The sequence below is a fragment of the Streptomyces sp. NPDC002640 genome (assembly GCF_053592575.1).
Genome location: NZ_JBSFVZ010000004.1, coordinates 26,816 through 40,184, shown reverse-complemented (window position 1 = coordinate 40,184; position 13,369 = coordinate 26,816). Strand labels below are relative to the sequence as shown.

General features: G+C 76.2%; 8 protein-coding genes. 5 read left to right on the top strand and 3 right to left on the bottom strand.

Annotation, left to right across the window (positions count from 1 at the left end):
• Window positions 1-29 precede the first annotated feature (29 nt).
• The 4 genes from rbfA to ACWD3O_RS06780 all read left to right on the top strand — a co-directional run bounded on the left by rbfA (window position 30) and on the right by ACWD3O_RS06780 (window position 6,392).
• The gene (gene rbfA, locus ACWD3O_RS06795; protein WP_451412020.1) at window positions 30-500 is read left to right on the top strand and encodes a 30S ribosome-binding factor RbfA; all 471 of its coding nucleotides are present in this window, start codon (window positions 30-32) and stop codon (window positions 498-500) included.
• Entirely contained in the window at window positions 497-1,402 is a 906-nt protein-coding gene (gene truB / locus ACWD3O_RS06790; protein WP_451415067.1) for a tRNA pseudouridine(55) synthase TruB, read from the top strand. The genes rbfA and truB overlap by 4 nt, the downstream gene beginning before the upstream one ends.
• A gap of 379 nt (window positions 1,403-1,781) precedes the next feature.
• Complete coding sequence (locus ACWD3O_RS06785; protein WP_451415066.1) at window positions 1,782-5,174, top strand: trypsin-like peptidase domain-containing protein; 3,393 nt, start codon at window positions 1,782-1,784, stop codon at window positions 5,172-5,174.
• A 273-nt stretch (window positions 5,175-5,447) separates the two neighbouring features.
• A complete protein-coding gene (locus ACWD3O_RS06780) occupies window positions 5,448-6,392 on the top strand; it encodes a bifunctional riboflavin kinase/FAD synthetase (protein ID WP_451412017.1) in 945 nt (314 codons plus the stop codon).
• Window positions 6,393-6,555: 163 nt separating this feature from the next.
• Here the strand turns inward: ACWD3O_RS06780 and ACWD3O_RS06775 are convergent, their stop codons facing one another.
• The 3 genes from ACWD3O_RS06775 to eccE form a co-directional block, all read right to left on the bottom strand.
• Window positions 6,556-9,423: an SCO5717 family growth-regulating ATPase gene (locus tag ACWD3O_RS06775; protein WP_451415065.1), complete on the bottom strand. Its 2,868-nt coding sequence runs from the start codon at window positions 9,421-9,423 to the stop codon at window positions 6,556-6,558.
• A 126-nt stretch (window positions 9,424-9,549) separates the two neighbouring features.
• Window positions 9,550-10,251: a hypothetical protein gene (locus tag ACWD3O_RS06770; RefSeq protein WP_451412015.1), complete on the bottom strand. Its 702-nt coding sequence runs from the start codon at window positions 10,249-10,251 to the stop codon at window positions 9,550-9,552.
• Complete coding sequence (eccE, locus tag ACWD3O_RS06765) at window positions 10,248-11,624, bottom strand: type VII secretion protein EccE (protein ID WP_451415064.1); 1,377 nt, start codon at window positions 11,622-11,624, stop codon at window positions 10,248-10,250. The genes ACWD3O_RS06770 and eccE overlap by 4 nt, the downstream gene beginning before the upstream one ends.
• A gap of 210 nt (window positions 11,625-11,834) precedes the next feature.
• Here eccE and eccB point away from each other — a divergent pair, with 210 nt between their 5' ends.
• Window positions 11,835-13,358: a type VII secretion protein EccB gene (gene eccB, locus ACWD3O_RS06760; RefSeq protein ID WP_451412013.1), complete on the top strand. Its 1,524-nt coding sequence runs from the start codon at window positions 11,835-11,837 to the stop codon at window positions 13,356-13,358.
• Window positions 13,359-13,369 lie beyond the last annotated feature (11 nt).

Genomic DNA, 13,369 nt, shown 5'->3' with positions numbered 1-13,369 from the left:
GAACAGGAACAGGAACGGGAGACGGACCAGTGGCCGACAACGCGCGGGCTAAGAGGCTGGCGGACCTCATCCGAGAGGTGGTGGCCCAGAAGCTGCAGCGTGGGATCAAAGACCCGCGGCTCGGCTCGCACGTCACCATCACGGACACCCGGGTGACCGGGGACCTCCGGGAGGCGACCGTCTTCTACACGGTCTACGGCGACGACGAGGAGCGGAAGGCCGCCGCGGCCGGACTGGAGAGCGCCAAGGGCATCCTGCGCTCCGAGGTCGGCCGGGCCGCCGGGACGAAGTTCACCCCCACCCTCACCTTCGTCGCCGACGCCCTGCCGGACACCGCCCGGACCATCGAGGACCTCCTCGACAAGGCCCGGCAGTCCGACGCCAAGGTGCGCGAGGCGTCCGCGGGCGCCAGCTACGCGGGCGGCGCGGACCCCTACCGCAAGCCGGAGGACGACGCCGACGACGAGACCGCGGCCGGGACGGACGACACCACCGCATGACGCAGCACACCACCACGCCCGACGGCCTTGTCATCGTCGACAAGCCGTCGGGCTTCACCTCGCACGACGTGGTCGCCAAGATGCGCGGGATCGCGAAGACCCGCCGCGTCGGCCACGCCGGCACGCTCGACCCGATGGCCACCGGCGTGCTGGTGCTCGGCGTCGAGCGGGCCACCAAGCTCCTCGGGCACCTGGCGCTCACCGAGAAGGAGTACCTCGGCACCGTCCGGCTCGGCCAGACCACGGTCACCGACGACGCCGAGGGCGAGATCACCGCGTCCGCCGACACCACGGGGATCACCCGCGAGGCGATCGACCAGGGCGTCGCCGAGCTGACCGGCCGCATCATGCAGGTGCCGTCCAAGGTCAGCGCCATCAAGATCAACGGCGTGCGGTCCTACAAGCGGGCCCGTGAGGGCGAGGAGTTCGACATCCCGGCCCGCCCGGTGACGGTCTCCTCGTTCCAGGTGCACGACGTGCGCGGCGCGACCGCCGAGGACGGCACCGCGGTGACCGACCTGGTCGTCTCCGTGGTCTGCTCCTCCGGCACCTACATCCGGGCGCTCGCCCGCGACCTCGGCGCCGGACTCGGCGTGGGCGGTCACCTGACCGCGCTGCGCCGCACCCGCGTCGGGCCCTACCGCATCGACGCCGCCCGCACGCTCGACCAGCTCCAGCAGGAGCTGACCGTGATGCCGGTGGCGGAGGCCGCCACCGCCGCCTTCGCGCGCTGGGACGTCGACGCAGGGCGCGCCCGGCTGCTGCTGAACGGCGTCCGCCTCGAGATGCCCGACGAGTACGCCGACCGCGGGCCGGTCGCCGTCTTCGGGCCGGACGGCGTCTTCCTGGCGCTCGTCGAGGCGCAGAAGGGCAAGGCCAAGAGCCTGGCCGTCTTCGGCTGAGCGCCCCTCGCCGTTCGGCGCTCGCCGGTCGCGGCTTGCCGGTGCCGCTTGGCGGTCCGTGCTTCCGGTACCGCGCTTCCGCCGGTACCGCGCTTCCGGTCCCGTCGGTTCTCCTGGAGGGCTTTCGCCCTGTCGGGCTTGCGTCCGGCGGGACCGTGGAGCGGCGGCGGCACGGGGACGCTTGGCCGCTCCACGGGTTTCCCCCCTCGGTTCCCCCGGGGGAACCTCTTTCCATCCGCTCCGTGATATTCACCCGTCCGGACGGGCGCTCGGAGTGAACGGAGGGAGCGGAAGGGGGCGCGTTTCCCCGCAGCCCCGCCCCGCTGATCATCGTCGGCCTACCGTCGGAGCCGAGCGGCACGGCAGCGGGAGGACGGGCATGGCGGGAGCGAACGCGGGGACGGAGGGCGTCCGGCGGCGGCCGGACGGCGCACGCACCGTCCCCGGGGCGGCACTGGTCACCCTCTGCGACCTCGCCGGACGCCCGCGCGGAACCGGCTTCGCCGCCGACCACCACGGCACCGTGATCACCGCCCACGAGGTGGTGGACGGCCTGCCCCGGCTGCTGATCAGGGCCGGTGAACAGCTCCTCACCACGCCCGAGGGCGCCGTCACCCCCCTGCCCGGCCTGGGCCTCGCCCTGGTGCGCGCCGAAGGGCTGGAGGCCGCCCCGCTGCCCGTCTCCCCCCGCGCGGCCGTCGGCCCCGGCGCCTACGTCCGGATCGTCGCCGCCGGGCTCCGCGAGGCCCGGGTGCTCGGCGTGACCGACGCCGTCCACCGCGCCCACACCCTGCGTGGCGTCCTCGAACTCGCCATCGGCACGGCCGGACGCGAGGCGCTGCGGCCCGGCGGCGGCGCCGCCGGGGGACCCGTCCTCGACCCGGTCACCGGCGCGGTGCTCGGCGTCGTCGCCACCGACCTGCGCTCCTGCCCGCCAGGCTCCGCCCCCGGCCCCGCCACGAACCCCGGCCCCGCCACGAACCCCGGCCCCGCCACGAACCCCGGCCCCGCCACGAACCCCGGCCCCGCCACGGACCCCGGCCTGCTCGGCGGGCACCGCGCCGCAGGCTACGCGCTGCCACTGCCGGCCACTCCCGGCCCGCTCGCCGACCTGCTGGCCCGCAACGCCGCCACCGTGCCCGCCTACGGCCCCGACCTCAACCTCGCCGCCCTGGTCGAGCTCACCGCCACCTCGGTGGCCTCCGACGGGCCCGCCCGCGGACCGGTCGAGCCCGTGCCGCGGGCCGCGGCGGACCGCGAGTTCACCGCCTTCGAGCAGGGCGCCGCCCCCGTGCTCGGACTCGTCGGCCCACCCGGCAGCGGCCGCACCACCGCCCTGGCCGAGCTGGCCTCCCGACGGCACCGCGCCGCCGACGCCGCCGCCCCGACCCTCTGGCTGCGGGGAGCCGACCTCCAGGACACCGACACCTCGGTGGCCGACGCCGCCCGCCGCGCGCTGGACCGGGCCGCCCGGATCGCCGCGGCCGCCCGCTTCCCGCCTCCGGCCGACGGAACCCGCGATGCACACCCCGACACGGCCTGGCTCGGTGACCTCTCGCCCGAACGGGTCGCCGGCATCGCCCGGGACGCCGGACGGCCCCTGCTGATCGTGCTCGACGGGCCCGAGGAGATGACGCCGCTCCTCGCCCACCGGCTGCCCGCCTGGACCGAGGGCACCGCCGACTGGCTCCTCGCCGCCGGCGCCCGGATGGCCGTCGGCTGCCGCGCCGAGTACTGGGAGCGGGCCGGCGCCGAGTTCCCGCCCGAACTCCTCCACGTCCCCGCGGGCGACCACGCCGGCACCGGAACCCTGCCGCCCTGCCTGCGCCTCGGCGACCTCACCGCCGAGGAGGCCCGCCTCGCCCGCCGTCGGTACCGCATCCCCGACGGCGTGCTCACCGGGAGCGACGCCCGGCACCCGCTCATCCTCCGGCTGCTCGCCGCCGTGCGCGCCGCCCTGCCCGACGCCGAGGACCGCCCGCTCACCCGGCACGAGGTCTTCGCCGCCCACCTGGACCTCGCCTGCCTGCGCGTCGCCGTCCGGCTCGCCGCCACCCAGGGACAGCGCGGCACCGCCATCCGCCGCCTCGCCGCCAAGGTGGCCGGACAGGTCCACGAGGCGGCCCGCCGCAGCCTCGGCCCCGGGCAGGGGCTCCTCGACCGGGACGCGTTCGAGGCCCTCTTCCCCTGGGGCCCCGCCCCCGCACGCCTCGGCGGCGGCACCGGCTGGGCCCGCGCCGTGCTCACCGAGGGCCTCCTGGTCCCGGCCGGAGCCGGATACCGGTTCGCCGACGAGGAGTTCGCCGACTGGCTCCAGGGCCTCCACCTCGACGTCGACGAGGCGCTGCGCGCCCTGGTGCTGCGCCGCCGCACCGGCGAGGCCGCCGGACGCCCCCTCCCGGTGCCCCGGCACCGCATCGGTCCCGTCGTCCAGGCGCTGCTCCACCTCGGGCGGGACCACGGCTCCGCCGAGCTCGGCCGCCGCCTGAACGCGCTGGCCGCCGCCGCGGAGACCGCCGGTGACCCCTGGTGGGCCGCCCGCCTCCTCACCGGAGCCCTCCTCGGCCTGCCCGACGCCGGCCCGCACACCACGCTGCTGCGCGGTCTCGCCGACCGGACCGCCGCCCGCCAGCGCGAAGGCCGACCCGCACCCGAGGAGTACGGCCCCGCCTTCTGGACCGCCCTCCCGCTGGACACCGGGGAACGCCTCGGACTGCTCCACCGCCTGCTGGTGACCGCCCCGGCCGGCACCGGCAGCCGCTGGCTGGACGCCACGGCCCGGCTGCTCGCGGAGGACCCCGCCCCCGCCCAGCGGCAGCTCACCCACTGGTTCGACGACGAACGCCCGCTGCCCGCCGCCCCGCACGCCACGGTCGCCTCCGCCGCCCAGGCGCTGCTCTACACCCACCGGCACCGCGGCCTGGACGACCTCACCGAGGCACTGGCCGACTGCGCCCACCCCAAGGCCGCCGAACTCCTCGCCGTCCTCGCCGAGGAGGAACCCTCCGCGCTCTGCCGCGCCGTCGACCGCTGGGCCCACGACCCGGGGACCGGCCGCCGCGTCGCCGCCGTCGTCCACGGCCGCCTCGCCGCCCGGCACGCCCGCACCGACGCCGACCGCGACCTGCTGCGCCACGCCGCCCTCGCCCTGCTGTCCCGCCCCGAGGACGCCGCGCTGCACGGCGGGGCGCTCGCCGTCCTGGTCCGCGACCCCCGTACCCGCGCCCGCCACCTCCCCGACGCGCTGCGGCGCTTCGTGGCGGGCGACCCGCAGCTGCCCGCCGAGGCGCTGGTGCCCGCCCTGGCCACCCACCCCGAGCCGGTGCTCGACGCCTTCCGCGACCGGCTCCGGCAGCCCGGCGGCGGCGAGGCGCTGGACGCCCTCGCCCAGGTCACCGCACCCGCCCTGGCCCGGCGGATCGCCGTCCTGGTCCGCGAGGCCGTGGAGAGCTGCGGCTCGCCCCGCGGCACGACCTCCGTGGCCGCCGCCGTCGCCGGGTACGTCGACCGCCGCCTCGACCACGGGCCCACCGTGCGGGCGGTACTGCTCCCGCTGGTCACCGGGCTGATCGCGGACGGCCCGCCGCCGGTGCGGGCGGCGCTGGCCGCGGTGCTGGCCCGGCCCGGCACGCCCGCCTCCCGCCCGCTGCGGCAGGAGCTGCTGGCCCGGCTCCTGGAGAGCGAGGGCGAGCCGGTGGTGGCCGCGGTGGTGCCCGCCGCCGGACCTCCCGCACCGGGGCCCCGTCCGGCGGCGGGGGCGTCCGCCGGCTGAGGGAGGGACGCCCGCCAGGGCCGCCCGCCGAGGGTGCCCGCCGAGGGTGCCCGTCGAGGCCGCCCGTCGAGGCCGCCCGAAGGCGCCTCGCGGGCGGCTTGCGGGCGGCTCGCGGGAGCGGGGAGGTCACTTTCCTGTCCCGATCAGCTGTCGATCCGTGGTCGATCGGCCGTTGATCACCCATGCCGATGCCGGTGGCCCGGCGGCGGCATGGCACTCTTGGAGTCGCATCACAGGCACACACGGACACGGGTTCGACGAGGAGCGGTCACAGTGCAGCGCTGGCGTGGCTTGGAGGACATCCCCCAGGACTGGGGGCGCAGCGTCGTCACCATCGGCTCCTACGACGGGGTGCACCGCGGGCATCAGCTGATCATCCGCCACGCCGTGGAGCGCGCCGTCGCCCTCGGCGTCCCCTCCGTGCTGGTCACCTTCGACCCGCACCCCAGCGAGGTCGTACGCCCCGGCAGCCACCCGCCGCTGCTCGCCCCGCACGCCCGGCGCGCCGAGCTCGCCGCGGAGCTGGGCATCGACGCGGTGCTGGTGCTGCCGTTCACCAAGGAGTTCTCCAAGCTCTCGCCCGCCGAGTTCGTGGTGAAGGTCCTGGTCGACAAGCTGCACGCCCGCGCGGTCGTCGAGGGCCCCAACTTCCGGTTCGGCCACAAGGCCGCCGGCGACGTGGCCTTCCTGACCGAGCAGGGGCACACCTACGACTTCGAGGTCGACGTCATCGACCTGCACGTCAGCGGTGACGCGGGCGGGGGCGAGCCGTTCTCCTCCACCCTCACGCGGCGGCTGGTCGCCGACGGCGACGTCGAGGGCGCCGCGGAGATCCTGGGCCGCCCGCACCGCGTCGAGGGCGTCGTCGTCCGCGGCGCCCAGCGCGGCCGTGAACTCGGCTACCCCACGGCGAACATCGACACCGTGCCGTTCAGCGCCGTCCCGGCGGACGGGGTGTACGCGGGCTGGCTGAACGTCGCCGGGGAGACCATGCCCGCCGCGATCTCCGTCGGCACCAACCCGCAGTTCGACGGCACGGCCCGCACGGTCGAGGCGTACGCCATCGACCGCGTGGGGCTGGACCTGTACGGGATGCGGGCCTCCGTGGACTTCCTCGCCTTCGTCCGCGGCCAGGCGAAGTTCGCGACGCTCGACGAACTGCTCGAGGCGATGGCGCGCGACGTCCAGCGCTGCCGCGAACTCATCGCCGCCGCCTGATCCGCACGGACGCCGCCTGCGCGGGCACGGCCGCCGTGCCCGCGCCCGGTGCGGCAGGCCGTGGCGTCCACGCACGAAGGCCCGCGCCCACCCTCCCGGGGACCTCGTCCGGGGCGGGTGGGCGCGGGCCTTCGCCGTACGCGCGCGGGGCGAGCCCTCGCGGTCACTGCGCGGGCGGCGCCGGGGGCTGCTGCGGGTACTGCTGGTGGTGCGGGTGCTGCGGCGCCTGGGGCGGCTGCTCGGGGTAGCCCTGCTGGGGCTGCTGGGGAGGCTGCTCCGGGTAGCCCTGCTGGTGGGGCTGCTGCTGGGGCGGCTGTTGCGGGTAGCCCTGCGGCGCCGGGGGCTGCTGCGGGTACCCCGGGTACGGCTGCTGCGGCGGCACCTGCCCGTACGGCTGCTGCGGGGGCTGCGGCTGCTGCGGGGGCTGACCGTACGGCCCCGGCGCGGCCGGAGCCCCGTACTGCCCCGGCATCGGCGGCGCCGCCACCGGCGGCGGATTCCCGTCCGAGGTCCACAGCCCCTGCGACTGCTGGTGCCGCACGAAGTCCTCGGCCACCAGCGCCGCCAGGTTGAAGTACGCCTCCCGCACCTTCGGCCGCATCATGTCGAGGTCAACCTCCGCGCCCGCGGCCAGGTGCTCGTCGAACGGCACCACCACCACGCCGCGGCAGCGGGTCTCGAAGTGGCTGACGATGTCCTCCACCTTGATCATCTTGCCGGTCTCCCGGACCCCGGAGATCACCGTCAGGGACCGCGACACCAGCTCCGCGTAGCCGTGCGCGGAGAGCCAGTCCAGCGTGGTGCTCGCACTGCTCGCGCCGTCCACCGACGGCGTGGAGATGATGATCAGCTGGTCGGCCAGGTCCAGCACGCCGCGCATGGCGCTGTAGAGCAGGCCCGTGCCGGAGTCGGTGAGGATGATCGGGTACTGGCGGCCCAGGACGTCGATGGCCCGCCGGTAGTCCTCGTCGTTGAAGGTCGTGGAGACCGCGGGGTCCACGTCGTTGGCGATGATCTCCAGCCCGGAGGACGCCTGCGACGTGAAGCGGCGGATGTCCATGTAGGAGTTGAGGTACGGGATCGCCTGCACCAGGTCGCGGATGGTCGCCCCGGTCTCACGGCGGACCCGGCGGCCGAGCGTGCCCGCGTCGGGGTTGGCGTCGATCGCGAGGATCTTGTCCTGCCGCTCACTGGCGAGCGTCGAACCCAGCGCGGTGGTGGTCGTCGTCTTGCCGACGCCGCCCTTGAGGCTGATCACCGCGATCCGGTAGCAGGAGAGCACCGGCGTGCGGATCAGCTCCAGCTTGCGCTGCCGCTCCGCCTCCTCCTTCTTGCCGCCGATCCGGAACCGCGCGCCGGCGGCCGCCGGGCGACCGCTCTTGGGCCGCTGCCGCTTGGAGTTGAGCAACCGGTCGGACGACAGCTCCACCGCGGCCTGGTAACCCAGCGGCGCCGCACCGGGGTTGACCGGCTGCCGCTGGTCGTGCTGCACGGGCTGCGGCCACGCGGCGGCGGGCATGCGGGGGTCCGCCGGAGGGGCGGGCGGCTGCGGGGCGGCCGGTCCCTGCTGCGGGAACCCGTAACCGGCCTGCGGGGACTGGGCGTTGGGGTCGGCCGGAGGCTGCGCCTGCGGGGCCTGCTGGGCCTGGTGCGGCTGCGGGGCCTGGTCCGGCTGCGTCGGGGGCTGCGGGAAGCCGTAGCCCTGCGGCTGCGGCTGCGGAGTGGCGGGGAAGCCGTAACCCTGCGGGGGCTGGGGCTGCGTTGGGGGCTGCTGCGGGAAGCCGTAACCCTGCTGGGGCTGCTGCGGCTGGGCCGGCGGGAAGCCGTACCCCTGCGGCTGCGGCTGCGGTTGGGGCTGCTGCTGGGCCTGCGGCGGCACACCGGGGACCTGCGGCGTGCCCTGGGGCTGCTGGGCCCACGGGGCGGGAGCCTGCGGTGCCTGCGGCTGGAACGGCGCCTGCGGCGGTGCGGGCGGCTGCGCGGGAGCCTGCGGCGGCTGGCCCGGCCATTGTCCCGCCGCCTGCGGGGCGGCCGGCTGGTACTGCGGGGGCAGCGGCGGAAGCGTCCCCGGCTGCTGCGGCGGAACCTGCGGGCCCCAGCCCTGCGGGGCGGCCGGCTGCCCGGCGGCGGCCTGGGCGTCCGCGCCGTGGCTGTCGCCGTGCCCGTCGGGCGTCTGCGCGTGGTGCGCCTGCGGCGTGGGAGCCGCCCGGGGGAAGTCGCCCCCGGCCTCCTCGGGCGCGGCGGCGGCCTGCGGCCCCGCGCCCGGCTGTTCCGGAGCCGCCTCGGCGGCCTCACCGTCCGGCTCACCTTCCGCCCGACCGTCCGCCTGACCGGCGCCACCCTCGTCGGGCCGCCCGGCGTCCGTGCCGTCCGTACCGTCCGCGCGGTCCTCGCCCGTCCCGGAGTCGCCCGTCTCCGCCCGGTCCTCGCCGTGCCCCGGGGCCGGCGTCGCACCGGACGGCACCGACACCACGTCCGCGGCCCCGGCGTCGGCGCTCTCCCCGGCCGGACCGGACGGCGCCCCGGAAGCGGCACCGGCACCGGCCTCCGCCCCGGACCCGTCGTCCGCCGCGGCACCGGTCACCGCGGCGCCCTCGGCGGGAGCGGGGTCCGGCTCCGCCGCCCCGGTGCCGCCGGACGTCCCGCCGTCCGGGGACACCGCCTGCACCGCCGCCGCGGCGCGTTCCTCGATCTCCCGCCGCAGCGCGGCCGCCGAGATCCGCATCGTCGCGCCGGTCTCCACGTCCCCGCCGCCGAACGGCAGGTCGCCGCCCTGCGCGTTGCCCTGCCCCTCGCCATCCGAGGAGGCGGTCGGCCCCGGGGGAGCCGGCGGGGACACCGGGGTGGACGGCGTCGAAGGAACCGACGGAATGCCGGAGTCGGCGGGCTGGGCGGCGTTCTCCCGGTACCAGGCAGGCGTGTCGTAGTCGATGGTGAACTCGCCCGTCGTCTCGACGGCGGACTCCGCGTCGGACTGGTCATCGCCCGGTGTGGTCCAACCCCCGTGGATACCATCCCGATCGCTGTTCACAATTCCTCCTGGTTGGTCGAGCGCAGGCGCACCCCCAGCCTAATCACCCCGGTCGCCGGAGCGGCAGGCCCGTCGACCGGTGGACAGCGGGGGGCCCGGCCGCCCCGGGCCCGCGGACGGCGGCCCTCAGTCCATGCGCCGGGGAGTGCCCAGCAACCCGACCTCGGCGTCGGTGGGTTGGGTCATCACGTACTGCCGGTCCCGGTCCGCGCACCACAGGGTGACGCCGTCGGCCAGCGTCGGCAGCGAGTCCACGTCTCCGCGCGGCAGCGCCAACGCCCGCCCCGTCTCGGTCGCTTCGTCCGGCGACAGCCGCTGCACGCCGACCAGCCGCGCCTGGCGCATCAGCCGCGGCGCGACCGGCGACAGGTACGGCAGCAGGGTGAGCACCGCCTGCCAGGGGCCGGCCACCACCCGGCCGCGCGGCGGACGCATGCCGCAGTCCCGCACCACCAGCACCGGAGCGCCGGCCGACGCGCCCAGCGGCGGCACCCGGCCCACGTCGTACACCGACAGCCCGTTCTGCCCGCCGCCCATGGCGTGCACCATCTGCATCCACGCCTGCGGACGGCCCGTCTCCACGGCCACCCGCGCGCCGGTCGCCGCGGCCCGCAGCGCCAGCACCTGCGTCGTCCAGAGGCTGCCGATCAGCACGATGTCGTACGGCGTCGGCCGGTTGAGGCCCAGCACGGCGGGCTGGCCCTCGGCGTCCACACCGATCACCACGCCGTCGTCGCCGATCGGCAGGGTCAGCGACCCCAACTGCTCCAGGGGCACGCTGTGCCGTCCGTGCCGGGGGCCGAGCAGGCCCGAACCACGCGTGATCATCGCGCTCCTCCCAGCGGCAGAGTGGCGAGCACGCCGGGCAGCTGCTCCCGGTCCAGCCGGGCCAGGCCGACACCGGCGCGGCGCGCGGCGTCCTGCAACGCCCGCCGGGCGGCGGTGAGTTCCTCGGCGCTGCGGCCGGTGACCCGCAGGTGCCCGGTCAGCGCCGCGGCCTGGCCCTCGGCCCGGCCCACCGTGAGGCTGAACGTGGTGGCCAGCGCGGGCACCGCCGTCAACTGGGCGACCAGCTGCGGCAGGGCGGCGCCGCTGCCGCCGAACGACGGCCAGCGGCGCACCCAGTAGGCGGTGTGACGGCGGTTGTCGCAGCGCCAGTTGCGGGTCGACTCCTCGGTCCGGCGCTCCCGGGCCTCCGTGCGGCCCGCCTCCGCCGTCACCAGGGGGTTGGCGCAGGCCGACGTCGCGATCGCCGCGACCAGCTCCTCCTCGTCCAGGATGTTCACCCGGAACCCGGCGCCGGTCAGCCGGCTGGCGAGATGGTCCGCCACCCGCACCACGCACTTCTGGGCGCCCTCGGCGCCACCGCCGCGCGCGGCCACCGCCTCCGCGCAGAGCTCCGGGTCCAGCTTCAGCGCGATCCAGGTGATCCGGACCGCCGGAGCGCCCGTGCTCGCCTGCAGCGGCGCGTAGTTGGTGACGGCCACCGACTGCTGCGGCAGGTGCAGCGCGGGGGCGGGCTGGGTGTGCAGCACGATCTGCGCGGACTCCAGCCGGATGTCGTCCACCTCGAGCGCGTCCCCGACCAGCGCCAGCGGCAGCGGACGGCGGCTGCGCTCGGCGCGCAGCGCGGTGGCGTCAGCCTCGATCTGGAGCACCGCCGTGAGGAAGGTGCCGTCGCCGACCAGGCCCACCGGCCGCCGGTCCCGGCCGCCGTACGCGTAGGTCCGCAGCGCCGGCTCGCACTCCACCGCCGGAGCCAGTCCCGGCTCCGTGCCGGGCGGCACCGTCAGGCCGGCGGCGCGCTTCTGCCGGGCCCGCAGCTCGCGCGCCGTGGCGATCCACTCGGGGAGCGACCGGCCGCGCCGCCGCACCAGGGCCAGGGCCAGCAGCAGCACCGCGACCACCGCGGCGGCCACCAGGGCCACCGTGCCGATCACCCAGCCGACCACCAGGGCCGCCGCGGCCAGCTCGACCAGCACGGCCCGGCGCAGTCCCTCGGAACTGCCGCGCCCCGCACGGGACCTGAGCTGCACCGAGCCCGAGCCCGAGACGGAGCCCGAACCGGAGCCCGAGCCGGCAGCCGGGCCGCGCGCGGCCGCCGCGCGGGCCGGTGCCGCCGGGGCAGGCGTCGCCGAGGAGCCCCGCGCCGATCGTGACCGTGACCGGTCACGGGACCTCGCCCGTGTCCCGGAAGCCATCACCCACACCCCCGCAGTGCTCGCCGTCGTGCGCCCGGCCGAACCGATTCGACCGGCCGGTTCCGCAAATCCTGTGCCGCATAGGTACCTTGAAGGCTTCGGTACCCTACCCGCTCGACCAGGCCCCTCGGGTACCAGGCCTCTCACGTACCAGGCATAGTAGGGGGCCGTCCGACAACGCGGCGGAACACGGGGAGAAGCAGGGCACCGATGGCATCCCGGAGAGACCAGCTCAACGCCTACACGTTCGCGAAGCGCCGCATGCTCGCGTCATTCACGCACTCGGCCTCCGGAGGCTCCGAGGAGAGCGCGCCCAGGCCGCTGCGCGGCGTCCTGCCCGGCGTGATCACCGGTGTCGTCGTGATGGCCGTCTTCGGGGCGTGGGGCATGTTCAAGCCGACCGCGCCCAAGGGCTGGGACACGCCCTACGAGAAGGTGATCGTCGCCGACAAGTCGACCACCCGGTACGTCGTCCTGCGGACCAAGGGCAAGGCCCAGCTGCACCCCGTGCTCAACATGGCCTCGGCCAAGCTGCTGCTCAAGGACGGCAAGGGCCAGGTGATCACGGTCGACGAGAAGATCCTGGACACCAAGATCCAGCACGGCGTCACCGTGGGCATCCCCTACGCCCCCGACCGGCTGCCCGACCGGGACGAGGCCGCGGCGAAGAAGCGCTGGATGGTCTGTGAGCGGGCGGGCCAGGGCGGCTCCGTGCAGAAGGCCGCGTTCGTCTTCGCCGAGCGCGAGATGAAGCGCACCGAAGGCTCCCAGCGGCTCGGCGGCGGACAACTCCTGTACGTCCAGGGGCCGGACGAGGCCCGCTACGTCGTCGACGCCACCGGCACCGCCTACCGGATCGACGAGGTCGAGAAGGAGGAGACCGAGCTCGCGAACCTGATCCGCGTCGTCGTCGGCTCCGAGCGCGAGCCGCAGCGCGTCTCCCGCGAATGGCTGGCCACCCTGCACCAGGGCGACCCGCTGTCCTTCCCCGACATCGAGGGAGACCCGGGCCGGCCGGCCGACGCCCCCGGCCAGCTGGACGACACGGCCAACCGCGTCGGCATGGTGCTCAAGGCGCGCGACGGCGACCGCGACCGCCACTACGTGGTGCTGCCGGGACGCGTCACCCCGGTCTCCGACTTCGTGGCCACCCTGCTGCTCGCCAACAGCGCGCTGGTGTCCGTCGGCCAGGACGGCAAGGCCCTCGCGGTCAGCCCCGGCGCGCTGCAGCCCGAAGGCACCTTCGCGGACGACCGGACGTGGCCCGCCGCCGCCCCGGTCGGCGTCAACGACCCCTCCGGCGTGGGCAAGGCGCGGGACACCGTCTGCAACACCCTGATGGGCGTCGACCGCGCCTCCGGACGCACCCAGCTGCGGACCTGGGCGGGCGACACGTTCCCCGCCGTCCTCGCCACCGGCTCCACCAGCGCCTACGTCACCCCCGGTTCCGGGCAGGTGTACCAGCAGTACAAGGGCAGCGCGACCGAGGTCGGCCCCATCTTCCTGGTCACCGACACGGGCCTGCGGTACGTGCTGCAGTCCAACGGCGACAGCACCGGCGAGGACGCCCGGATCGGCCGCTCCCAGGAGGACCAGCAGGCGGAGCTGGAGGCGCGCAAGCTCCTCGGCTACGAGGACATCAGGCCCACCCCCGTCCCGGCCGAGTGGTCCGTCTACCTGCCCACCGGCCCCCGCCTGTCGACCGCCGACGCCAGGCAGCCGCAGGGATCGTGACGTGCCGGTGA